The organism is Enhygromyxa salina (assembly GCF_000737335.2).
Classification (GTDB): Bacteria; Myxococcota_A; Polyangia; order Nannocystales; family Nannocystaceae; genus Plesiocystis; species Plesiocystis salina_C.
This window is the reverse complement of the sequence record NZ_JMCC02000030.1, coordinates 55,110-79,352: the sequence shown is the minus strand read 5'-3', so window position 1 is coordinate 79,352 and position 24,243 is coordinate 55,110. Positions and strand designations below refer to the sequence as shown.

Genomic DNA, 24,243 nt, shown 5'->3' with positions numbered 1-24,243 from the left:
AGCGCACGGTCCCGTTCTTGCGGACCTTCCGTTTGGCCCGATGCCAAAACACGCGATCGAGGTTCAGGTCACGCGGGAGCTCGGCCCGTCGACGGCTACGTGCAGCCGGCGGTGGGCAGCGAGATCTTGCTGTCACGCGTGATCTACGGGGAATCGCTCGGCAGTCCGCAAACAACAAACCATCGTGGCCGCGCTTACCGAACCTACGACGGCGGCGGCCAGGCGACCACGCCTGCATACGATTACAAAGGCCTCCCGACAACCTCGCAAATTCAGCTGCCTCTCGACCCAACCGCGAAAAACGACTGGACAGTGCTGGTCAACCAGAACACGATAGCCGCGATGGCGACCGCCGCCGCGTCCTCGCTCGAGACGACCGTGTACACGTCGTCGAGCACCCACGACGCGCTCGGGCGGGTGCTGACCGCGATCTCGCCCGACGGCTCGGAGGTTGCGTACGGGTACAACGAGCGCGGCGCGCTGAAAACCGTCGATTGCAAGCACCGCGGCTCGAGCACGTCGACGCCCGTGGTTGCGGAGATCACCTACGACGTCCGCGGCCGGCGAGAGTCGATCACCCACGCCGCCAACGCGACGACCACCACCTACGAGTACGACCCGCTGAGCTTCCGGCTGCGCTCGATCGAGACCACCCGCGCGAGCGACAGCAAGAAGCTGCAGGGCCTGCAGTATCACTATGATCCAGTCGGCAACGTCACGGACATCCGCGACGACGCGCAGCAGACGGTCTATTTTCAAAACGCGATCGTCGAGGCGGCGAACAGTTATAGCTACGACGCGCTGTATCGGCTGGTCGAGGCGACCGGGCGCGAGCACGCGACGCAGGGGACCGCGCAGCGCAGCGCCACCCAGCTGCCGCCCGACAGCAGCCCGGTGCCGATGGCGAACGACCCGAACGCGCTGCGGCGGTACACGCAGAGCTATATCTACGACGCCGTCGGCAACCTCGAGACGGTGGTTCACGCGCCAGCGAGCGGGACTGGGTGGACGCGGCGCTACCAGTACCGGACCGACGGCAACCGGCTCGTGGGCACCAGCGCCCCCGCCGATTCCGCCGGGGCCCTCTACACGAACACCGCCACATACAGCCACACCTACCCGCACGACATCCACGGCAACTTCACCGCCATGCCGCACATGGCGGCGATGGAGTGGGACGAGCTCGACCAGCTGCAGCACTGCACGGTGGGCTCGCAAGACGTCTACTTCCAGTACGCGGGCGGCCAGCGGGTCCGCAAGTACGTCGAGCACGCGGGAGCGACCACCGAGGAACGCATCTACCTCGGCAGCTTCGAGCTGTACCGCAAGCGCGTCAACGGGACGCTGAAGGAGGAATGGGAGTCGCTGCACGTCAGCGACGACACCGGCCGCATCGTATTGGTGGAGACCCACACGGTCGACGACGGCAACGCCGTCGGCAGCCCGACCGGAATCTGGCGATTCCAGCTGAGCAACCACCTCGGCTCCGCAGCGACGGAGGTCACCGAGACGGGCGCGGTCATCTCGTACGAGGAGTACCACCCCTACGGCACGAGCGCGTATCGACTGGTCGACAGCCAGATCGACGTACCGGCGAAGCGGTACCGCTACACCGGGATGGAGCGGGACGAGGAGACGGGGCTCGGGTATCACACGGCGCGCTACTACGCGCCGTGGCTAGGTCGATGGACAGCGACTGATCCAATCGGCCTCGCCGGTGGCATCAACCGATTTATCTACACCGCAAATCCTACAGGGCGCGTCGACACAACCGGGCTGTCTGAGGGAATATCGGGCAAAGATTCCAGGTCCGCGGGAGGGTACGTTCCCTACGAGCTTACGATCCCAGAATACTTGCCCGGTGACGCCGGGGGTGAGGTTTCGTTCTCGAACGACGAAACAGGTACCGTTGTTGGGAATCCTCTTCCTTCTTCGAATCCACAAGCACGCGCGGACCAGCGTCAAGCTCAAGCACAGTATGAACGCGATCTAGAACAGGCGCAGAATATCCAACCGCCGCTCGGCCTCTACGAGATGTTTCCCGCACACGCGGAGCCGTTCCTAAACGACCAGACAGTCGGGATTCAGGACCCCTTCCTCGACCTTCACGCGGACTTCGTCCAGAGTTCCCAGCGAAAGGTAACCTATTTTGGTGGGCGTGTTCAGTTGGTGGGCAACCTCGCACTCGAAGCGATGGGGCTGCATGTCGAAGTACTCAGTCTCCGTGCCGCTTTACTCGCGCGCCGAGGACTTCTCCCCACGTCGAGCAGTGCACATCGTACACTGGGAGCAATCACAGTTGTTGAATCGGGAACGAGCGATATCGGAACGGGGCTACGATCCCTTGCTGTAAACGAACGTACTGGGCAAGAACTGTTTTTGCTCGAAGGTGGTGTTGGACTGCCAGGTGGACGAACAATCGTTGAAACAGGCCTCGCCGATTGCCACGCGTGTGTCGAGAGCACGATTGCCGTCCATCGGACACTCTCGGGAAACCCCTCGACCGCTCTTGAGATCATTCAAGATGCTCCAGCAGCTGAGGCTCATGGGACCCGCGTTCTCAAAGACATCTCTTCTACCAGCCTTGCTCCCACGACTGATGCGTACGCGCCAAACCTGGTAAGTGCAGCAGACGCGCTGAGTAGCCGACCTGGGTCTGTCGGTGTGGCTCAGTTCGAAATGCTAGAGCCGGACGGGTCAATCGCAACCGAAGGTCACATCTTGAATTTCCTCACAGACAGCGCAGGGAACGTTGTTTTCATCGATGCACTGGCGACCTGGCAAAGCTAGCGGATGCTGACATGTTACACACTCTGGTGAACTTCAAGCTCTATTTTAAGCCGGCAGCACAATGACTTCAGTCGAAAACCTACTCAGTATCTTGGGAGCAGTCTTCGGGGGCGCGGCAAGCGCACATAGGATTTCGAAGGTGGACGAGGAATGGACTCACATTGCATGGCGCTTGGTCCCCTATAGCGGCGCCAAACTCCTTCGTCAGCCGCCGGAGATTGAACTCTCTCACCAGACAGACAATTTGCGCTGGTGCCCGCGCAGCCTGGGCATGAAGCACGATCTGTTCAGCGTAGCCGACCTCGCAGCGTCGAACCCGAACGACTCGTGCTCACGAAGTGAGCTAATCAGGAACATCGGGAAGGCAATAGCCTCGCAAGGAGTTGTGTCTCTCCCTCCCCCCTCCTTAATGGCAGCATTGACAGACACTTACGACTTGTGGCTCGGATCGGCTGCCGCCATCTGCTCCGAGACCACTGGAGAGTCATACTGGGAATGCCATGAGCACGGCCAACTACTTTGGCGATACAAACTAAAGGGTGTGGGACTCGCATTGCCCCCCCCCTACTCAACGGAGCAATTGCGCCGTGCGACTGAAGCCGTATCCGCGCCTGCTGTCGCTGAACTTTTTGATGGGCCTAAAACCAGGTCAGGGGAGCTATATTTGCCAATTTTGGCGAACGAACGAGCGGGTGTTCATACACTGAATACTGAATGAGTGATGGATCGTCGTTACATCGCCCACGACACCAGCAATCCCGACCGCCGCCGGCTCGGTGTCCGGTTTGCGGCCCTAAGGGGTGCCCGATGGGCCCAAGATGCCATCGGGGTGTCCGTCCGCGTGAGTGCATCTGGGTCGTCGCTGGCGGGCTGTCGATGTTTGCTGGATGTCGGACACAGAGTGTCCGTCCGCGTGAGTGCACGTGGATTGTCGCTAGCGGGCTGTCGATGTTCGCTCGATGTCGGACACAGATCCTTCGAGCAAGAACTCCGAGACACTCAATCTGGCGTAGAGGACATCCAAACGGTGGTCTGGCGACGAGATGCGTTGGTCGGAGTAGCGCGAGGCGCACATCGGTGCCGGGCGGGCCAGGCTTGGGCCAAGTGTCAGTCTCCAGGCCGGACGAGCGACCCGCGAGGGCGATGGCCATGAGCAACTTCGCGCCTCACCCGGTCGAGCTCACGGTTCGAGACACGGCGAAGCCAACGCAACCTGTTGGGAGCGCGGCGCTCAGGCTGCGAACTTCAGCTCGAGCTGGCCAGGGAGCGGCGGCCTCGGCCGTGGTGGTGGCCTCGGCCCGAGCCCAACGGTGGCGAGGACTCGGGCAATCGCGTCGCGCTCGTTGGCCAGCTCGACCAGCTTCATCGAGCCGCGACAACGCGAGCAGACCATGATGTCGACCGCGAACACCCGCGAAAGCAGCCACGCCCACGGGTGACGGCTCGGGGGCTTCGTGCCGGGTTCGAGCTCGGTCGCTTCGCCGTCGAACAACAACTTGCGCTGCGTCGGCTCGACCGGCTCGGGTGCGGGACCCGGGACAACCTCGCTGCGTGCATTGGCGTGAGCCGCGAGCACGCCGTGGTAGCGCAACATGTGGAAGCGCGGCGGTGGGATCAGGGCGACGAGCCGCGCGATGAAGTCGAGCGGTTCGAGGACCACCGCATGTGTGCCATCTTTCCAAGCGCGCTTGAACCTGTACAAGAGACGCTGACGGTCGGGCGCAAACTCGAGCCGGTCCTGTGCCACGGGCGGTCGTGCGACGTACCGGCACAGCCGCTCGAGCCGGCGACGATCTCGACCATTGACCGCCTGGCCCGCGTGGACGTTGACGCCACCAATATCGGCGAGCGCCTCGCCAGGTGCAGGGACCTCGCAGACCGGATGCACGAGCTTGCGAGTCCGCTGGCCGGGCGAGGCACCCAGCAGCTGGCGATCACTGACTGACGCGCCATAGCAAGCGGCGAGCGCCGGATGGTCGAGCGCGAGTTCGTCGGTGGTGTCGTCGAGATCGTTGAGCGAACGACCATGGCGCTCGCACACGCCGACGAGTCGCTGGTGTGTCCAGCGGGCCACCTCGGCGACTTGCTCGGGGCTGGGATTGGAGAGGGCGTGAAAGCGCAGCACGCCTGCGTCATCGCGGACGTACACGCCGTCGAGCGCGAGCGTATGAAAATGGACGTTGAGACGGAGCGAGGAGTCGGCGGTCTGCGCCTGTTCCATGACAAGCCCAAGACAGACGGCCTGGACGCTGTAACCGCGCTTCACCGCGTCATCCTCGATGACGAAGTTGGTCTCGCGTTGGTCGAGAAATCCGGTGAGCTGCACATCCTCGACCTCGAGCGGGCCAAGCTCGGCCCGCCGCTCGCGTGGACCGGCCCGATCGAATTTGCTGCGTTCGCCCCCTACTCGACCTACGGAGATCGCTTGGCGCTCGCGGGCGGGGGGACGCTCGCGGTGTTCTCGGTGTTTGACAGCGAGCCAGGCGTGCGCTGGTCGACCCAAGATCTCGCAGGGGTCGCGTTTCGTCAGGACGGCCAGGCGCTCTACGTAGGCGTGAACCGCCCCGTACCCGAGCTCACCCTCGACCCCTTCAATGGTGAGCTGCTCGCCAACGAGCAGCTCGATCGGGTCGTGCTCGATCGGCTCGCCGCCGCCGGGCTGGATCCCACGTGGCGGTGGGCGATCGAGCACAATGGAGCGCTGATGCGCACGATCGACGGGCAGGCGCTGTTGATCGCCCGAATGATTTCGCCCTGGCCGAGAGCGGCTACTTCGAGGGTGAGCCGAACGGGTGGGTGTTGGATCATCATCGGGTGCGGGTTGGGCCGGCCGAGTCGGGGACCGTGCACACTCTGGCCGAGCTGGCCGGGCGGCTGAAGCGTTCGGGCTTGATGGCGGACTTTCTGAGGGGCGACTTCCTGCCCCGGCCGCGGATGTCGGCGCCCGACGAATGACCCAGGGGGGTGAGCGCGAGGTCGCCAAACGGGTCCGCGGCGTCGGCTCGCGGCTGATCTCGCAAACAGCCACCCATACCGGCTACGCTGTCCGAGACGCGCCATGAGCAACTCCTTGGACTCCATCTCCGAGGCCCAAGAGCTGATCGAGGCGTTCTCGAGTCGGCTCATCGAGGTTGAAGGGCAGCTGCGCGACGGCGACGAGCTGGACCCGGCTCTGGTCGACGCCGCGTTCCGATCGATCCACACGCTGAAGGCGGGGGCGCGGCTGCTCGACGCCGCGAAGCTCGAGACGCTCAGCCACGAGATCGAGACCGTTCTCAACGAGCTGCGACTGGGCAGGCTCGGGGTCGACGAGGGCAGCTTGGGTCTGCTGTTCGAGTCCACTGATCTGTTTGAGGCGCTGCTGCGCGGGGTGATCGATCCGGCGGCGCCAAGCGTCGACATCGAGCCGTTCTTGGCCAGGCTGAAGCTGTTCGCGCAGGGGCCTGCGCCCGTGGCCGAGCCTGGGGATCCGCTCGCGTGGCTCGACGACTCGATCCGCGCGGTCCTGACCGAGTTCGAGGAATTCCGGCTGCGCGAGAACGTTCGGCTGGGGCGCCGCATCTGCAGGGTCAGCTCGAGCTTCGATCTGATGGCGGTCGACGTTGGGATCAGCGCGCTCAAAGACGAGCTCCAGCGCTTCGGTGAGGTGATCACCTGCCTGCCCAACACCGAGAGCACCAGCGACGACCACATTGGGCTCGACTTCGTCTTGGGCTCGGCGCGGCCGCTGGCGGACATCGCCGCGGGCATCCAGGAGCGCGAGGCGAAGGTCGAGGCCCTGCAACCTCTCGGCGACGAGACCGTGCGCGAGCCGGCTGCCGCTCGACCCTCAGCCCCAGCCCCAGCCCCAGCCCCAGCCCCACCCGCGCAACCCACGACGCCCGCGCCGACCGAGTCGCCCGCGCCTTCGCCGGAACAAGCCAAGCGCGAGCAGCTCAGCGTCAAGAGCCTCAGTCAGACCGTTCGCGTCGACCTAGGCCGGCTCGACCACCTGATGAAGCTCGTTGGCGAGCTCTCGCTGGTCCACACCAACCTCGACGCCGGGCTCGAGCGCATGCTCCCCGCCCAGCTCTCCACCGATCTACGCCGTGAGTTTCGGGATCAGCTGCGGGTCATGAACCGGCGGCTTGGGCTCTTGCAAGAGGCGGTGCTCGAGGTTCGCATGGTCCCGCTCGGGCACGTGTTCGGCGAGCTCGAGCGGCTCGCTCACAAGGTCGCCCGCAAGCTCGGCAAAGAAGTCCGACTCGACATCTCGGGGGAGGACACCGAGCTCGACAAGGTGATCGTCGACTCGCTGTCTCGCTCGATGATCCACATGATCAACAACGCGATCGATCATGGGATCGAGACGCCCGAGGCGCGGCTCGCCAAGGGGAAGCCCCGCGCTGGTCGGGTCTCGCTGGCGGCCCACCAGCGCGGCAACCGGGTGATCATCGAGCTGAGCGACGACGGCCGCGGCATGGACTGGCAGGGGATCCGCGAGCGGGCCGTGCAGCGTGGGTTCATCACCCGCGACGAGGCCGACGCGCTGAGCCCCGCGCAGGCGCTCAACTTGATCTTCACGGCGGGGTTCTCGACCAGGAATTCGGCGACGACCACCGCTGGCTGGGGCGTTGGCATGGACGCGGTCAAGACCAACATCGCCAAGCACGCGGGGATGATCGACGTGAGCTCGGAGCTCGGTGTTGGCTCGCGCCTGCGCGTGACCCTGCCAACGACCCTGGCGATCATTCAAGCGCTGGTGATCGAGGCCGCGGGCCAGACCTTCTGCATTCCGCTCAACTCGGTGCTCGAGTCGATCATGATCCAGCCGCGCGAGGTTCAGACGATCGAAGGGGCCGAGGTGGTCTCGGTCCGCGGGCGGACGCTGCCGCTGTTGCATCTCGCGCGGGTGTTCGAGCTCGAGCCGACGGTCCGCAAGCGCCAGCGAGATCACCACGAGCACCTGTACGTGGTCGTGGTCGGCCTCGCCGAGCACCGGATTGGGCTGGTGGTCGACGAGCTGCGCGGGCAGCAAGACGTGGTGAGCAAGCCGGTTGGCAAGGCCCTCGCGCGGGTCCCTGGGATCAGCGGGGCGACCGAGCTGGGCGACAACCGCACGGTGCTGCTGCTGGATGTTGGCACCCTGGTCGCGGAGGCCGTGGGCGGCGCCGCGATCTCGCTGTGATCCCGGGTTTGTGGGGGTATAAACACGCCGATGTCCTCGGAGCTCGTCTTGTACTCGACGCGTGACGGCGTCACGACGCTGACGCTCAACAACCCCAAGCGCCTCAACGGCTGGACCCAACCAATGCTGGCCGCGCTGAAGGCCGCGCTGGCTCGGGCCGCGACCGACGACGAGACCCAGGCGGTGATCTTGACCGGCGCCGATCCCTACTACTGCGCGGGGGTGAACTTGGCCGGCACGATCCGACTTGGCCACCCCCGGGTGCTGCGGGCGATGATCGTCGAGCACAACCAGGCCCTGTTCGACGGGTTTCTCGAGTTTCCCAAGCCGATCCTGGTCGCGGTGAACGGGCCGGCGATCGGCGCTTGCGTGACCTCGGCGACGCTGTGTGATGGGATCATCGCCTCGGAGCGGGCGACCTTCTCCACCCCCTTCGCGGCGCTGGGGGTCCCGCCGGAGGGCTGCTCGTCGGTGCTGTTTCCGCGGGTGTTGGGGGCCGCGACGGCGGACCGGATCCTGGGCGAAGAAGGGTGGAAGCCAACCGCCGCCGAGGCGCTCGAGATCGGCTTGGTGCAGTGGGTCGTGGCCCACGACGAGCTGCTCGACGAGGCCCACCGGATCGCCAAGGGCTGGGCCGAAGCTGGGACCGCGCGGCGGTTTCGTGGCGGCATCAGCCTGCAGGAGCTGCAGGCCGCCAACGCCCGCGAGTCGCAGGAGATCGCCGACGCGTTCTTGGCCGCGCCGTTCCTGCGCGCGCAGTTTCGGTTCTTGTGGGGCAAGAAGAAGCGCGGGCCGGCGCTGATGTTCCTCGCGCTGTGGCTGCTGCGCCCGCTGTGGTCGCTGCTGCTGTAGGGTCCCGCCCCATGCTCCCGCTCGTCACACCCACCTCGACCGCCTGGGTCGAGCTCGTGCTCGCCAACTTCGACGAGTTCTTGCTCGATCACGCGGCCTGCGAGCGCAAGGCGTCGGCGACCGGGATGTCGTTCGTGGTTCGCTACCCCGATCGAAGGCTCTTGCTCGAGCCCATGATCGCGTTCGCCCGCGAGGAGCTCGAGCACTTTCATCAGGTCTATCGGCTGATCGAGGCCCGCGGCCTGACGCTGCGCGCCGACACCAAGGATCCCTACGTCGAGCCGCTGATCCGCTGGGTTCGCGGCGGCCGTGACGAGCGGCTGCTGGATCGCCTGGTCATGGGCGGGGTGGTCGAGGCCCGCGGGTGCGAGCGGTTTGGGCTGGTCGCCGAGGCGCTGCCGGCCGGCGAGCTCAAAGATTTTTACGCGGAGCTGACCCGCTGCGAGGCCCGGCACGTCGGCTTGTTTCATCGGCTCGCGCGCCAGTGTTTCGGGCCTGAGCAAGTGGAGGCGCGCGTGGCCGAGCTGCTGGTGCTCGAGGGTGAGCTCGTCGCTGGGCTGCCGCTGCGGCCCGCGCTGCACTGAGCGGTTGGAGGTCCCTCGTGTCGATCGACAAGTATCTCGAGCGCCACGCTTCGGTCCCGGCGGAGCGCGTCGCGGGCCTCGAGCGCTGCGGCCCATGGGATCACGCGGTCGTGATCCCGGCCCGGCGCGAGGAGGTGGCGTGCCTGGCTGCTGCGCGGGCGCCCGCGCAAACCGGCGCGGTGGTGTGCGTGTTGGTCGTCAACGCCAGCGAGGATCCGCAGGACCAACGCCAGGGCGCGCAGCTGCTCGAGGCTGTCGAGGCCTCCCCGCAGCTCTGGCGAGGCGAGGGGATCAGCCTGCACCGCGTGGGCGCGCTGGACGTGATCCTGGTCGACTGTGTCCGCGGTGATCATCGCTTTGGACCCGACGACGGGGTTGGGCTCGCGCGCAAGATCGGCGGCGACGTGGTCTTGCGTCTAGCGCAGCTTGGCCGGCTGCGATCGGCTTGGATCCACTGCACCGACGCCGACGCGCGCCTGCCCGCCGCGCACTTCGAGCGGGTCTCGAGCTTGCCCGCGAGCGCCAACATCGTCGCGACGGTCGCCCCCTTTTGGCATGTGCCCGGCGGTGATCCGCAGATCGATCTTGCGACCGGGCACTACGAGCTGAGCCTGCGCTACTACGTTGCTGGCCTGCACTTCGCTGGCTCGGCGTTCGCGTTTCACACGATCGGCAGCCTGATCAGCGTGTCGTGCCAGGCGTACGCGAGCGTGCGTGGGTTCCCGCGCCGCCAAGCTGGCGAGGACTTCTACTTGCTCAACAAGCTGGCCAAGCTTGGGTGCGTGCGCGAGCTAGCTGGCCCGCCGGTCGAGATCCGCTCGCGCCGATCCTCGCGGGTGCCGTTTGGCACCGGGCCGGCTGTCGAGGCGCTGCTCGCTGGGCAGGCGCTGCAGGTCTACGATCCGCGCGTGTTTCAGGCGCTCGCGCGGGTGCTGCGATCGCTCGAACAGATCGCCAGCGGCGAGGGCCTTGACGCGCTCGCGCAGCTCACCGACGAGCTCGACGCGCCGCAGCTGCACGGCGTCCTCGAGGCCGCCCACGCGCTGCTCGAGCGCTACCCCGCGACCCAGCTGGCTCAGCGACTGCGCGAGCGCTTCGATGGCTTTCGCACGCTCAAGCTGATCCACGAGCTCACCGCAACGCGCTGGCCCAAGCTCGCGTGGCCCGACGCGGTCGCCCAGGCCCCGTTCATTGGGTTCAGCGCCGAGCTGCCTCTGGACGACCAGCGGCGCGCGCTCAGCCTGCCATACGCAGCGCCCCATCGAGCTGCGCGTTGACGCCACGGGCGAAGCTCTGCGCCATGATCGTGGCCAGCTCGGGCGATGGCCAGCCGACCCCCGCCGGGCTCGCGGCTGCGTTTGTCGCCGCGACATCTGCGAGCGCGAGCATGGCCTGGCGCTGGGCCGCGCGGACCCGGGCCTGCGAGACTTCGTCGAGCTGCGCCATGAACCAGGCGTGCAGATCCCAAGCGAGCTGACCATGGCGCAGCTCGTCTTGGGCGATCTGGGCAAAGACCCCGCGCAGCTCGGGGCTGTCGGCGTGCTCGCTCTGGTACGCGGCGATCGTGGCGGCGAAGGCCTCGGACACGCAGCCCTCGACGGCGTTGTGCATCGCGACGGACAGCAGATCTTCGGGTGCCCCCGCATCGACCAAGGCGCTCGCAGGCTCGAGGCCCTCGGCGCGCAGCAGGCCCTCGAGCAGCTGGGCGTGAACGACCTCGTCGGCGGCCGCGGCCACACAGCGCGCCCGCAATTCGTCTGGCGCCCCATGGTTGGCGAGCCACACCGCGAGCTGCTCGAAGGCCGTGATCGAGGCGCGCTCGAGGTGGGCGTGCACGCGCAGCCACTGCGCGTGCGAGCGCGAGCGCATCGCCAGCTCGTGGTGGCCCAGCGGTCGCCGACCGGTACAAAACCCGGGCCTGACGGTGCGCCCGTCACAGCTCACGGTGATCTCTGTGTGGGCGGGATCCCAGGGATCCGCGGGTCCGCCCTCCATGCCCTGCACCGTACAATTAACAAACTCGTCGTACTCGCCGTTGTTGTCGTCGTCGTCCGGATCGACGCCGCCATTTGCCAGGGCGACCCGGCACGCGGCCACGCAGCGGGTGGGGGCGTCTGGGTTCTCGCTGCGAACCATCTCGAGCTCGTCGCCCGAGACCGTGCCCGAGATCGGCGTGTCGCGGATCTCGTCGGGCACGTCGCACCAGCAACCACCCAGCGTCACCGCCAGTGTTGCCAAGACGATCGTACGTAGACAGAGTGCGGGCGGAATTGAAGCGGAGCGCATACCACCGAGGGTATCGCAATTCACATGGACAGGGTCTCGAGCGCGCGACGAACCGCGAGCGCGCTCGCAAACCGTTGGTCTGGCCGCTTGGCCAGCAAGGTCTGCAAGATCGCGTCGAGATCCGGGTGATCCAGCGTGGGCTCGATCTCGTGCAGGCTGGGGGCCGGCTGGGTCAGGTGCGCCCGCCACAGCTGGGTGATCTCTTCGGCCTCGAACGGACGCCGGCCGCACAGCATCTCGAACAACAAGATCCCCACGGCGTACAGATCACAGCGGTGGTCAACCGGCTCGGTGGCCTCGGGCAGCATCTGCTCGGGCGCCATGTATTGCGGCGTTCCAAACACGACCCCGGTTCGGGTCAGGCGTTGGCACTCATCGGTCCCAAGCACGTCGGTCAGCAGCTTGACCAGGCCAAAGTCGATCAGCTTGGCCTGCTCTTGGTCGCCGCTGCCGGCCAACAATACGTTTTCGGGCTTGAGGTCCCGGTGAACCATCCCGAATTGATGGGCGTGGTGGAGCCCGCTGAGCAGCTGGATAGCGAGCTTCACGGCCCGCGCGGGGGCGAGGGCGCCGCGCTCGAGCGCGGTCGCGAGATCGTGGCCTGCAATGAATTCGAGCACGAAGAACAGCTGGCCCGCGTCGGTCACCCCGACCGCGTGCATCGCTGCGATGTTGGGGTGGGCGAGCATCGCCTGGGCGCTGGCTTCGCGCTGGAACCGTGCGACGAGCTCCGGCGAGGTTGCGACCCCTTCGTGGAGCCGCTTGATCGCCACTGGTTGCCCGCGCTCATCGACGGCCCGGTAGACCACACCCATGCCGCCCTCACCGAGCTCGGCCTCCACGGTGTAGCGGTCCAGCAGCGTCTCACCGATCACTCGATGACGCTCGCCGACTGACGTGGCGGCGTCAAGCCCGACCGGAGCTGGGACCGGCCTTCGCCGTCGCGCCAGGCGACGCAGCAATTCCGCCCGCGGTGCTTGGCTCGATACAGCGCTGTGTCGGCGTGATCCAGCAGCTCTTCAGGGCTCAACTGTTGGTCGGGCGAGTGGACGGCGACCCCCACCGAGATCGTCTGCGGGCCTGGGTAGCCGAGCGCGGTCTCGTCGAGGGCCTCGATCGCGGCGCGCAGGCGCTCGGCCACCTGCAGCCCAGTCGCGTAGTCGGTGTCGGGGCACAGGACCGCGAACTCCTCGCCGCCGTAGCGCGCGATCAGATCCGACTTGCGGCTGTGATCGCGCAGGGCCTGGGACACCGCGCACAAGGTCTGGTCGCCGATCAGGTGACCGTGCGAGTCGTTGACCTGCTTGAACAGATCGAGGTCCAACATCACGATGCACAGCGGCTCACCCCGTCGAGCGGCGGCCGCCTGCATCTGGGGCAGCGACTCGCGGAGGAACCGGCGATTGAACAGACCGGTGAGCCCGTCGTGCAGCGAAGCCGAGCGCACGTGATCGATCATGCGGCCCATGCCCCAGCCAAACGCCCCCAGCACGATCGCCGTCGCGACCCCAGAGTAGATCAGCGCCGCGCGGATGGCCTCGTCGGGAATCGCGACCCCGGACCACGAAAGCGTGAGCCACAGCCCCAGCGGCGCACCTGGTGCCAAGACCAGCCCGAGCAGCGCCCACATCCAGCACGAGCCGCATCCGCCCCATTTCCGTGCCGCGCTGCGATCGAGTTCTTGCACCGTTTTCAGAGTAGCAGGCGCCGTCGCGCCCACACGACGCGCAACCTCGCGATTGATTGCTATTGTCGCGCCCTAACCTGACCTGACCTGGACTCGATGGCTCCCCCCCCACTCTCGACTCGCGGACCCGGCGCTGCCGCTGCGCTCGCCGTCAGCGTTGCGCTGCTGTTCACTGCTTCGGTCAGCGACGGCATGGCGCCCGAGCAGTCGGCGCCACCGGCCGTCACGTGCCGCGTGCAGGTCCAAGAGTTGCCCGCGGTCTTGCAGATGAGTGGCGACTATCAGCTGTCCACGAAGGTGTTCGAGCCCAACGCCGAGGCCAGCCCCGAGCGCGCGTGTGGGGATCCGCAGCAGCCGCTGCCTGCCAGCGGTGAGGCGCAGATCGAGATCGCCGCGCCCGTCACCGTGTGCTTGCATGGCGCGGCGTACGAGGGCGCTCTGCAATTGTCGCCAAGTGACTGCGGCGCGGACGCTGTCCACGTCATCCATGCCACACCAAAGCCCGCCAAGCTGTCGTTTCAAGCCGGCGCGCTGCCGCTGTCGGAGCTCAGCATCAGCTGCGTCGCGGGCTGCCCGTACCAGTCCAGAACCGTAGAGACCTTCCCCGAGCTGCCGTTTCCCCGGGGCGAGCACGAGCTGATCGTGGAGCTCGAGTTCAGGGCCCGCGGGCACAGGCGGGCGGTCGAGGAGTTCAAGCTCAGCCCGGGCGACAACCTACTCCGCGTCAGCCTCCAGCGGTTTCTTTAGACCCCCACATAGACCTTAGACTTCGCCGACTGCAGCCGCTGGCGCGTCTGGTCGCTTCGCTCCTCGGGGGCGTTTGATCGCAGGGGTATGTGTGGCCCCCTGGGAGGGGGCTCGGGTGGCTTCGGCGGACGCTGGAGGGAGGGAGGGAGGGAGGGAGGGAGGGAGGGACGGGGGGAGCGAGGTCGTGACCGCCAAAGGGACGTTGAGCTGGTGGCGGGCTGTTTCAATACGCTGGGCGTGCGCTACCCTCCGCGGGATGCTCCGCCGATCATGCCTCGCGCTGTGTGCCGCGCTGACCCTGACCCTCGCCGCGGGCGGGTGCATTCGGGACAACAACAAGGCCGACAGCCGCAAGAGCTCGACCAACGAGCTGCGGACCCGGGTGGGCAACAATGATCCGCGCGGGATCGACGATCAGCCGGACTGGGATCGACAAGCGCGCGAGCTCAAGCAGCGCATCGACCCGCGCATGCCCAACGAGCTGCCCAAGGACGCGCGCGCGGCCTGTGAGGCGATGCTTGGTGAGGCCGCCACGTTCTACATCTCCGTCGAGGGGGACCCCGAGCAACGCGCCGCTCGCATGGCCCAGATGCAGCAAACCCGCGAGCGCGACCTCGAGGGCTGCATCCGCGACACCAGCGTGGCCGCGGCGGTGTGCGTGACGCTGCTGCTCAAAGACCGCGACAGCGAGTTCCCGTGGTTGTTGGATCAGTGCAGCCGCGCGTACCCAAAAGACGAGCAGGTCGGCGCGCGCGAGGCCCGGTCGCCGGAGCTCGAGTTCACCTTCGTGGGCGACGTGATCTTTGGCCGCTACCGCGAGGACAATCGGTTTGACCCGATCATCGAGCCCGACAAGGTCACCGAGAAGCAGCCGCTCGCGGGGCCCTTCGCCGAGATCGCTACCCAGCTACAAAGTGACGTGTTGGTTGGCAACCTCGAGACCCCGGTCGTCGAGCTGCGGCCCGTGAGCTCGCCGATCGGCAGCTCCATTCGGTTTGGCGGCGGGCGGGACGACGTGCAAGCGCTGGCCGACGCCGGGTTCAAGGTCATGTCGCTGGCCAACAATCACTATTACGACCTGCGCGTAGAAGGCCAGCTGCAGAGCCCCAAGGTCTTGGCCGACGCGGGGATCTTTGCAATTGGCGCGAGCCGGACCGAGGCGCCGCGCTTTCGGGTCGAGACCTTCGAGTCCAAGGGCTGGCGGATCGGCTTCATCTCGGTCACCAACCGCATTAACACGCCGGTCAGCACAGAGATCCCAACGGCCGATAAGCCGCAGGTCCCGTACATCGAAGCCGGCGACATGCCGGAAAAGCTGCTGCCGCTGATCGAGCAGGCCCGCGCAGACCACGACTTGATGATCGTCGTGGTTCACTGGGGCGACGAGTACGCCGAGCAACCCAGCGGCAAGCAACAAAGGGTCGCGCACGCGCTGATCGAAGGCGGCGTCGACATGCTGATCGGCCATCATCCGCATGTGCTGCAGGGGATCGAGCAGTATCGAGGCGGCTTGATCGCGTACTCGCTGGGGAACTTCTTGTTCGAGAACACGGGCGGGATCCCGCGCTTGACCGGCGTGCTGCGAGCCAAGTGGGTGGCCGGCGACAAGCCGTGTCTTGGCGATGTCGTGTTTCACCCCGCGTATGTGAAGCGCTCGCCGTATCCGCACCCGAGCGCGGCGACGGGGGGCTTGGGCAAGCAGGTGCGCAAGCGGGTGGTGGACCAGGCGCGCGGGCTGGGGGGAGAGTTCGTGGAGATCGAAGGTGGCGATGATCTGCGCCTCAACGCCCTGCCAAGCTGCGGGGCGTGAGGCCGGACCCTGGGCAGCGCTCAATCGATCAGTTGAAGATCTGCGCGTCAAAGCTGACGCCGATGTTGTTGTTCTCTACGGTCTCGGGCACAGCGTTGGTCGGATCGATGATCGCCCCGCTGTAGTAGTTTCCGATCTGGAAGTCGGGGACGGTACAGGGGAACACGTAGTGGGCCATGGTCAGCGGCGGGATCGAGGCCAGCGCCACCGTGCACCCCTCGATGTCCCCGTTGGTGATGTTCGCGTCGACCGACCAGACCATCTTTGCGCTGAACGGCCCGCTTGGCGCGGACCCGTTGTTCCACACGTCCAGGGTGTAGCTGATGTTCTGCCCGGGGTTGGCGAAGAACGGCAGGTTGTCGCCGTGGAAGCTGTACTCGAGGTCGACGATCGGCGCGGTCACGGAGACCGAGTTCGGGTGGACGGCCGTGTTGTTGGCCTCGTTGGTCTCGTTGATCACGTTGTTCGGATCGACGATGACGCCGAGCCGGTAGTTGGCGGTTGCGATCAGCGGGACGTCGCAGTTGGTGTTGATCGGGGCCGAGGCGCCGGGCTGCAGGGCGGGGCCGTTGACCTGGCAGATCAGCTTGTCGGCCTGGGTGATGTTGGCGTCGAGCGAGTAGTAGAACGCGATCGAGAACGGCGGCGTGGGGTCGGCGCCGTTGTTGGTGACGGTGGCCGAGTAGGCGACGAGGTCGTCTGCACCAACTGAAAGCGAGCCGGTCCCGATCATGCTCGGCTGGAGGTCGACATCGAGGGGCGAGATCGTGACGAGCGCCGGGTCGAACGCGATGTTGTTGGTCTCGTCGGTCTCGGCGATCACGTTGCTCGGGTCCACGATGACGCCGAGGTAGTAGTCACCTTCGAGCTCCGGGACCATGCACTGGTCCTCGACGACGGTCGCGCTGTTGCCCGCGAGCCCAGGCGCGTTGACGGAGCACAGCAAGGTGTCGTTGTTCGTGATGTTCTGGTCGCTGGAGTAGTAGAAGCGGACCGTGTACGGGCCGATGTCGTCGAGCCCGAGGTTGTCGACGGTGACCGAGACATCGGTTGGGGTCCCGGTCTTGACCGCGTACTCGCTTGCCAGCGCGTCGCTTGGCGCGAGGTCGACCGAGGCTTCGCCCATGATCACCAGCTTGTCGGCGTCGAACCTCCAGTTGTCGGTCTCGTCGGACTCGTTGATGACGTTGGTGTAGTCGAGCTCGAGCGCGACGTAGTACTCGCCGTTGACCAGATCGTCGGGCAGGGTGATGGGGATATAGTACAGGTAGTTTTCGTTGGCCTCGACGATAAACTCGAACGCGCCCGCGTGGATCACGAAGTCATCGTCGTCGCCGAACACGTCGTTGACCGAGAGGATCACGCGATCCTGATAGACCCACATCGTGTCGACCGGGCCGTTGTTGACCAGCTCGAAGTAGTAGTTGACGGCCGCGCCGGGCGCGAGCAGGTGGCTGCCAAGGTAGAATTGGTCGAGCGTCAGGTTTGGGAGCGGGCCGGGATCGCCGTCGCCGTCGCCGTCACCGTCGCCGGTTGGATCGGTGGTGGTCGAGCCTCCGCCGCACTCTTCGACGTTGGGGTACTGGTTCTCGACGATCTCGAGCTGATCGACGCACAGGTCCCGGCACTCGATCGCGTCTTGGGTTGTTCCGCACCAGCACGAGCCGCCGGGCTCGATGTCGCTGACGTCGATGTCGGGCAGAACGACCGAGAGGCACTCGATCAGTTCGGCGCACTGCGGCGGCTGGGGCCCGCAGTTGGGATCGGGGTCGCCGGTCGTGCCCTCGTCGGTCCCGGTGTCGTTGGAGCCGGTGTCCTCGGTCGCGCCGTCGCTCGTGCCCAGGCCCGAGATCCCGGTGAGGTTGACGTCGTCGGACGCGGGGGTGCAGGCGGCTCCGCTCGCGGCGAGCACCAAGAGCGTGACGAACGAGCGGGGGGAGGTCAGTCTTTTCGGGAGTGCGGTAATCACCGACGGTGGGTATCACATCGCCACGAGCTTGGCGATGCAAAAGCGCGAGCCGCCTGCGCTCGCAGGTGACGGGAGCTGCGGGGCGTTTTGCCACGCTAGTGCTTCTCGCACCGGACCTGGTTGTTCCGCACGGCCACGCACGAGCCACAAGCGAGATTGCAGCTCACCGCGGTTGCATGGTAGCCGCTGGGACACTCCAACCCACACGTGTAAAGCGTGTCGCCCTGGTTCAATTCACACTTTGTATAATTGCTGACGCCGAACGCACAGGACCCACAAACCGGGGCACAATTCACCGATGTCTCGTGATACGTGGAGGGGCAGTCCAATCCGCACATATAGAAATAGTCGCCCTGATTCAACTCGCATTTCGTCCAGTTGCGGGCACCGGCTGCGCAGGACCCACAAGCGAGACTGCAGCTCACCGAGGTCGGGTGAAAGCCGGTTGGGCACTCCAGCCCGCACTGGTAGAAGGCGGTGAGGCTCGCGGCCGCGAGCTCCTCTACTGCCTCCAGCGCGAGTCCGGGTCGAAGCCGCATCGCCGAGCCGACCGCCGCCGATTGCTCGGTTCGCAGGTCGACCTCGTCGCAGGCGATTGTCAGCATCACGCTCGTCAGGATCACCGCGCCAAAAAGTGGGCCTGGTCCGTGTCGTGTGACACCGTGCATGGTGGTCCCTTCGGGGAGGATGAACAATAAACAACGCTATATAGGGCAGTCTGACACGACTCGGACGGGGGACAAGCGAGCGCCAGAGGCTCTATTGGCTCGCCAACAGGGTCGCTTTGGCTTCGGCCAGCGTCTGCAAGCGCTTGATCGCATCAAACCACTGGGCCATGTCGGCCCGCAGCAAGCCGCCCATGCGCAGCCACTGCTTGAGCCGCCCTAGGGTGGCGTGCGCGCCCGCGCCGTCGGCGAGCAGCTGGGCAACATAGCGCAGCAACAGCTGCTGCATGTCCGCGCGGCTGAGCGACGCTCGCTCGAAGCACCCGCGCGCTTGGACGAACAGCTCGGGCCGACCCATGGCACCACGCCCGATCATGAACGCCGAGCACCCGCTGACTTGGCCGCATTCGCGCAGGGCGTCGAGGCTGAACAGATCCCCGTTGGCGACGACCGGCATCGAGACGGCTTCGCGGGCCCGCCCGATCGCCTTCCAGTCAACCGGCGGCTTGTACAGCTGCGTGCGCGTGCGGCCGTGGATCGTCAGCCAGGTCGCGCCACCTTGCTCGGCGGCCATCGCGATGTCGACCATCGGCGCCGCGTCGTCCCAGCCCACGCGGACCTTGACGGTCACGGGCACGCTCGCGGGCACGGCCGCACGGACGGCGCGGGTGACTTGCTCGACGCGGCACGGCTGCTTGAGCAAGGTCGCGCCGCCGTCGGAGTTGTTCACGGTCTTGGCGGGGCACCCGAAGTTCAGATCGACGCCGGGGGCACCAAGCGCTGCCGCACGCGCGCCGGCTTCGGCCATCCACTTGGGGTCGCTGCCAAGCAGCTGCACGAACACGGGCACGCCCGCGCGGGTGCTGCCGCCGCGCGCGAGCTCGGGGCAGTGGCGCAGGAACACGGCTTCGGTGACCGGTTGGCGAAGCACGCGGACGAACTCGGACACACACACGCTGATGCCTGAGCGGCCGCCAAACATCGCGGTCAGGACCTCGCGGTAGCTGCCGTCGGTGACCCCGTCCATCGGCGCGAGCGCGAGGAACAAGCCCGGCGCGTCGGGGCGCAGGGCGATCGGAAGCTCGGCGAGGTCGCCCACCTGTTCGCGGCTCATCACGCAGACCTCAAATTCAAAACTGGCCGATTTTCTTGGCCAATTCGACGGTTGATCGGGACTTTGCGGATCAGCGCTTGGCCGCCGATGCGTCCTTGACGGGCGCGCGACCGCTCGCTGATGGCGAACCCGGGCCATCCAGATCCAGCTCGAGCTGGGCGTCGAGCGCTGGCGACCAGGGGATCAGCACGAACTCGTAGGTGCGGGTCTCTGCGCCGCGTCCGCTCTGGCTGGGCTTGCGGACCTTGCGACACGAGAACCCGTTTGGCGTCAGGCGGCGGCGCTGCATCAGCCGCCAGATCGCGAGCTCGACCTCTTGTTCCTGCCCGCCGTCGGCGACGAGGCGGTCGACGATCTTCCCCATCGTCACGCCGGTCTCGGCGTGGGCTTCGACGATGGCGAGCACCGCGTCCTGTAGCTGATCAGCCATGGCGCGGCGAGCATGGCTCGCGGGGGCGTGGCTGACAAGGGGCTCCTCGTCGCGCACACGCGGCCCTGCCGGCGGGGCCACGCAGGCACGCACGTCGGCAGCAGCGGGGAGGTAGCATGTGACCGCATGCGCGCGTGGCCTTCATTGTTGGTTCATCCGGTGCTCGCGGTGTCGCTGGCCTTGCTGCTTGGCTGCAGCCAGCGCCCGCGCACCGCGGTCCCGGCGGAGTCGCCGACCGAACCCCCGACTGAACGATCGTCGGACGGGCTCGCCAGCGTGCACCCGGGGATCAACGACCGCTACTTCCAACCCGACGCCGTGCAGGTGTGGACCGACACGCTCGAGGCCGAGCGGCGCGAGGTGATCGCCGCGCGCGATGAGATCGTCGCGGCGCTCGAGCTCACGCCCGGGATCACGGTCGCCGACATCGGCGCGGGGACCGGAGCCTTCTTGGCGGCGCTGAGCGGCGGCGTGGGGGCGTCCGGTCGGCTGCTCGCGGTCGAGCTCGTCCCGGAGTTCGCAGCCCATCTGCGTGACCGGGCCGCGGCCGAGGGCCTGACCAACGTGCAGATCGTCATGGCCAGCGCGACCGATGTCGGGCTCGAGCCGGACAGCGTCGACCTCATGTTCATGTGCGACGTCTATCATCACATCGAGTACCCCAAGGTGTATCTGCCCACCTTGTTTCGCGCGCTGCGACCTGGGGGGCAGCTGGTGATCGTCGAGTTCGATCGGATCCCCGGCAAGACCTCGGCGCGCATGATGAAGCACGTGCGCCAGGACCAAGCCACGCTGACCGCCGAGGTCACGGCCGCGGGCTTCGTGCTCGATCGCGAGATCGAGCAGGTCCCGCTCGACGAGAACTACATGTTGGTGTTTCGCAAGTGAGGGTTGCCCGCTTGGGCGCGCGCGGTGCTTGACCGGCCGCGAACACGGGCGACGCCTCGGTCGGTCGTCGGTTATCGTGGCGGTCGTGGACCGGGCACTCAGCGATCCTCTCGAGCGCGCGCTCGCGCCGATCGATCGCGTGCGCGTGCGCCTGCTTCGGGCCACGATGCCGATCTCCAGTCGCCTGGCAGGCACCCGCGACCTGCGGGTCGGCGTGATCGGTGTGTCGGTCGTGATCGTTGCGCTGCTCGCCAGCTTGCTCGCCCCGCTGTGGATGCTGGCGCTCGGGCCGATCGTGCTGGGGGTTCCGCACCTGCTCGCGGATCTTCGCTACTGCGTGGTCCGGCCGGGCTGGCACCGTGATCGCCGGCTGTGGCTGACCGCTGGGGTCCCGCTGTTCGCCGTTGGGGTGGGCGCGCCGCTGGAGGTCGGCTTGCTCGGGGTGGCCGCGAGCGCGCTGGTGATCGACGGCGGCGCGGCCCGAAGGATCGCTGTAGTGGCCGCTGCGCTTGGTCTCGCCGTGGGTGCCCGCGCGCTGGGGGTGACCGCGGATCTGATCTTCGCCCACGCGCACAACTTCGTGGCGGTCGGGCTGTGGGCGGCCTGGCGCCCGCGCGAAGGCAAGCTGCACCTCGCGGTGTTGGCCACCTTCGTGCTCGTGAGCCTTGGACTGACCCTTGGCCTGGGTGACTTCGTGTGGTCGGCGGGGCTCGCCGCTGGGATCCCGGCGGGTCTAGACGCGCGCACCCACGTCGCAACGCTGGCCCCCACGCTTCACGATCCATGGGCGCTGCGCGTGGTCCTGCTCTACTGCTTTGCCCAGTCGGTTCACTATGGCGTGTGGCTGCGCCTGGTGCCCGAGGACGACCGCGACCGCCCGACGCCGCGAACCTTCCGGGCCAGCTATCGGGCGCTGTGCGGCGAGCTCTCGCCGTGGGTGTTGGGCCTGTTCACGCTCGCCGCGATCGGCCTGGCGATCTGGGCCTGCGTGGATCTGACCCAAGCGCGGACCGGCTACCTGCGCTTCGCTCGATTTCACGGCGTGCTCGAGCTGATGGCCGCGGGGCTGCTCATCGTCGGCGGCCGACGAATTATATCGCCGCCGCGCGCAACATCATGAAGGTCGGGGTCAGGGCACGATCGAGAACGCGATCCCGAACACGCCAAGGCACATCTCGTCGAGGGTCTCTTCGCCCAAGAACACATCGATCGGCGCGTCGAGCCCCTGATCCGCGAGCGCCTCGACCACGAAGGGGTTGGACATGCTGTTGTTGTACTTGCAGCGCATGTACAGGTAGTCGCCGGCCTTGGCGGTTGGCACCTCCGAGAGCGGGGCGTCAAACGCATAGCCGCGCTGCCACTCGAAGCTGTAGTGGGGCGTCTGAACCAAGCACTCTTGCTTGATGCCAGTGCCTTCCTCGGGCTCGAGGCGATCGAGGCCGATCAGCATGTCCGTGCCCACGTAGTGCATGTGGGTGCCGGTTGAGAAGATCTTGAGGTCCGGCACCTGGTCGGGCAGCGCGAAGATCATGGTCTCGGTATGATCGTCAACGCCAGCGGGGATCCGAAACTCCGCCGCCGAGCCCGAGTCGTTGGGCCCAGGCTGCAGGCCCATGCCACCACCGAGCGCGCCGAAGTTGCCGATCAGCGCGAGCTGCCCAAGGTACAGCGGCGCGCCCTTTGAGAACCGAATGTCGAGCGAGGTCCCGGTGTCGACCTCGTCCACGCCGGTTGGGTGGTAGTGGACATTGACGACGACCTTGGCCCCGGCGGCGACGTTCATCGCGACTTGCTCGGGCATGCGGTTGGGCGGGACGCCCGGAGCCCACGCGCTGATCAGCGTGGGCTGACCAAGACCGGGGCCGCCGAAGCACTCGTAGCGACCATCATCGCCGGCCAGCTGCTCGGCCTGGCCGCTCTCGTCGACGTAGACGAGCACGTGGTGGACGACCTTGTCGTTGCCCGCGACCACCTGCGTGGCGTCGATGAAGGTGGTCTCGGTGAACCCGGGGTCGAGCACGAAGCACCAAAACTGGTCGGCGCCTGGCTTGACCTCGATGTCGCCCGGGATCGTCAGGCGCAGATCCGCGTCGTCGAGCTTGATCGAGGCCAGCTCCGGGATCGGGGCGGCCGTGGCCGGATCACCCTCGGGGGTGCCGTCGATGATCCAGTCGGCGAACAGCGCGAGCTGATCATCGGTCAGGCGCGGATCGTCCTTGAAGGGGTGCCGCGGGACGCACTCTTCGGTCTCGTCGGCGCCCCACGGGGGCATCTGACCGGACTCCACGGCCTCGAGCGCGAGCGGTGCCCACGACGCGGCGGCGTCGTAGTCGACCAGCGTGAACGGGCCGATGCCATCTGCGCGGTGACATTGGCCGCACTTCTCCATCATTAGCGGCGCGATGTGTTGGTGCCACGTGGTCTCTTGCGCGAGCCCTTCACCGTCGCCGTCGCCGTCACCGTCACCATCGCCGGACTCTGTATCGGTGCTGTCGCCTTCCGCTGTGCTGGGGACTTCAGCGCAGGCCGGCGCGAGCGCGAGAAGGGCGAAGCCAATGGAGAGTCGTCGGTTCAGGCGCAGCATCGTACGGACGCACGGTATCAGCGGGGCGGCGGGCTGCATAGCTTCTGAAAACAGCTATGCTCCGCGCGTGTTGGCGGCCAAGGCCCTTCCGGTGTGTCTGGTGTTTGGCCTTGGGTGGGTCGGGGGCTGTGAGGGTGCGAGCGCCAAAGACAGCTCGGAAGCCATGAGCGCAGACACGCTGAGCACGGGCCAGACCGAGGACAGCGAGTCGGGCGGTACCGGCGAGTTGGTGGCGATCGTCGATAACGCGCAGTGGCAGGCGGTCGACGCCGTCGCAGATCCGCTCGCAGATCACCGCCCGGTCACGGTCACGTGCGGGCTCGCCGGCTGGTACCGCGAGGACGAAAAGCTCGAGATCGACACCAACAATTGCAATTACTTGGCGCTGCGTCAGCCCAGCTTGGTCGCGCTCGAGGTCGGCCAGCCGGTGAAGCTGGGTCTCTACTACTTCGACCTGGTCGCGCCATCGCCGGCGTCTGCTCACATTGCGATCTTGGTCAACGGCGAGCTCGTGTGGGAGGACAACGTGGCGATCCCCGGCGAGGCGCAGGTCTACTCGGAGGTGTTCGAGTCACCCGTCAGCGCGCCGGCCGGGTCCGAGGTCGTGCTTCACCTGCACAACCATGGTCAGAACACCTGGACCTTTCAGGAGCTGCTCGCGGAGCAGTAG

19 protein-coding genes are annotated in these 24,243 nt (G+C 66.7%); 11 read left to right on the top strand and 8 right to left on the bottom strand.

The window, feature by feature from the left end; genetic code table 11:
* Positions 1-111 precede the first annotated feature (111 nt).
* A complete protein-coding gene (locus DB30_RS13405; RefSeq protein WP_146658711.1) occupies positions 112-2,790 on the top strand; it encodes an RHS repeat-associated core domain-containing protein in 2,679 nt (892 codons plus the stop codon).
* A gap of 1,231 nt (positions 2,791-4,021) precedes the next feature.
* On the opposite strand, the gene DB30_RS13400 is transcribed toward DB30_RS13405, so the two are convergent.
* Entirely contained in the window at positions 4,022-5,011 is a 990-nt protein-coding gene (locus DB30_RS13400) for a transposase (protein WP_165703746.1), read from the bottom strand.
* Between DB30_RS13400 and DB30_RS13395 the strand changes: the two genes are divergently transcribed.
* The 5 genes from DB30_RS13395 to DB30_RS13375 all read left to right on the top strand — a co-directional run bounded on the left by DB30_RS13395 (position 4,964) and on the right by DB30_RS13375 (position 10,670).
* The gene (locus DB30_RS13395) at positions 4,964-5,668 is read left to right on the top strand and encodes a hypothetical protein (protein ID WP_165703745.1); all 705 of its coding nucleotides are present in this window, start codon (positions 4,964-4,966) and stop codon (positions 5,666-5,668) included. The genes DB30_RS13400 and DB30_RS13395 overlap by 48 nt on opposite strands.
* Before the next feature lie 180 nt (positions 5,669-5,848).
* A complete protein-coding gene (locus DB30_RS13390; RefSeq protein ID WP_052548816.1) occupies positions 5,849-7,957 on the top strand; it encodes a chemotaxis protein CheA in 2,109 nt (702 codons plus the stop codon).
* Positions 7,958-7,987: 30 nt separating this feature from the next.
* Complete coding sequence (locus tag DB30_RS13385; protein WP_052548815.1) at positions 7,988-8,809, top strand: enoyl-CoA hydratase/isomerase family protein; 822 nt, start codon at positions 7,988-7,990, stop codon at positions 8,807-8,809.
* 11 nt (positions 8,810-8,820) lie between these two features.
* Positions 8,821-9,393 carry a MiaE family protein gene (locus DB30_RS13380; protein WP_052548814.1) on the top strand — a complete coding sequence of 191 codons (573 nt, stop codon included), beginning with the start codon at positions 8,821-8,823 and terminating at the stop codon, positions 9,391-9,393.
* A gap of 17 nt (positions 9,394-9,410) precedes the next feature.
* Positions 9,411-10,670 (top strand): hypothetical protein, encoded by a 1,260-nt coding sequence (locus tag DB30_RS13375; protein WP_052548813.1) that lies wholly within the window; start codon positions 9,411-9,413, stop codon positions 10,668-10,670.
* Here the strand turns inward: DB30_RS13375 and DB30_RS13370 are convergent.
* The 3 genes from DB30_RS13370 to DB30_RS13360 form a co-directional block, all read right to left on the bottom strand.
* Complete coding sequence (locus DB30_RS13370) at positions 10,630-11,631, bottom strand: ferritin-like domain-containing protein (protein WP_146658705.1); 1,002 nt, start codon at positions 11,629-11,631, stop codon at positions 10,630-10,632. The genes DB30_RS13375 and DB30_RS13370 overlap by 41 nt on opposite strands.
* A 68-nt stretch (positions 11,632-11,699) precedes the next feature.
* A complete protein-coding gene (locus tag DB30_RS13365) occupies positions 11,700-12,554 on the bottom strand; it encodes a serine/threonine-protein kinase (protein ID WP_052548811.1) in 855 nt (284 codons plus the stop codon).
* Entirely contained in the window at positions 12,551-13,366 is an 816-nt protein-coding gene (locus DB30_RS13360; RefSeq protein WP_146658701.1) for a GGDEF domain-containing protein, read from the bottom strand. Before DB30_RS13360 ends, DB30_RS13365 begins: the two co-directional genes overlap by 4 nt.
* 96 nt (positions 13,367-13,462) lie before the next feature.
* On the opposite strand from DB30_RS13360, the gene DB30_RS13355 reads away from it, so the two are divergent.
* Positions 13,463-14,113: a hypothetical protein gene (locus DB30_RS13355; protein WP_052548809.1), complete on the top strand. Its 651-nt coding sequence runs from the start codon at positions 13,463-13,465 to the stop codon at positions 14,111-14,113.
* A gap of 256 nt (positions 14,114-14,369) precedes the next feature.
* Positions 14,370-15,923, top strand: a complete 1,554-nt coding sequence (locus DB30_RS13350; protein ID WP_052548808.1) for a CapA family protein — start codon at positions 14,370-14,372, stop codon at positions 15,921-15,923.
* Positions 15,924-15,951: 28 nt separating this feature from the next.
* On the opposite strand, the gene DB30_RS13345 is transcribed toward DB30_RS13350, so the two are convergent.
* The 3 genes from DB30_RS13345 to DB30_RS13335 form a co-directional block, all read right to left on the bottom strand.
* Entirely contained in the window at positions 15,952-17,892 is a 1,941-nt protein-coding gene (locus tag DB30_RS13345; protein ID WP_146658699.1) for a CARDB domain-containing protein, read from the bottom strand.
* Positions 17,893-18,651: 759 nt separating this feature from the next.
* Entirely contained in the window at positions 18,652-19,671 is a 1,020-nt protein-coding gene (locus DB30_RS13340) for a tRNA dihydrouridine synthase (protein WP_052548805.1), read from the bottom strand.
* A gap of 70 nt (positions 19,672-19,741) precedes the next feature.
* A complete protein-coding gene (locus DB30_RS13335; RefSeq protein ID WP_052548804.1) occupies positions 19,742-20,101 on the bottom strand; it encodes a hypothetical protein in 360 nt (119 codons plus the stop codon).
* Positions 20,102-20,227: 126 nt separating this feature from the next.
* Here DB30_RS13335 and DB30_RS13330 point away from each other — a divergent pair, with 126 nt between their 5' ends.
* Positions 20,228-20,989: a class I SAM-dependent methyltransferase gene (locus DB30_RS13330; RefSeq protein WP_052548803.1), complete on the top strand. Its 762-nt coding sequence runs from the start codon at positions 20,228-20,230 to the stop codon at positions 20,987-20,989.
* A gap of 85 nt (positions 20,990-21,074) precedes the next feature.
* The gene (locus DB30_RS13325) at positions 21,075-22,109 is read left to right on the top strand and encodes a hypothetical protein (protein WP_146658692.1); all 1,035 of its coding nucleotides are present in this window, start codon (positions 21,075-21,077) and stop codon (positions 22,107-22,109) included.
* A 9-nt stretch (positions 22,110-22,118) separates the two neighbouring features.
* On the opposite strand, the gene DB30_RS13320 is transcribed toward DB30_RS13325, so the two are convergent.
* Positions 22,119-23,573 (bottom strand): hypothetical protein, encoded by a 1,455-nt coding sequence (locus tag DB30_RS13320; protein ID WP_165703744.1) that lies wholly within the window; start codon positions 23,571-23,573, stop codon positions 22,119-22,121.
* Between the two features lie 67 nt (positions 23,574-23,640).
* Here DB30_RS13320 and DB30_RS13315 point away from each other — a divergent pair, with 67 nt between their 5' ends.
* Positions 23,641-24,243, top strand: a complete 603-nt coding sequence (locus tag DB30_RS13315; RefSeq protein WP_146658690.1) for a hypothetical protein — start codon at positions 23,641-23,643, stop codon at positions 24,241-24,243.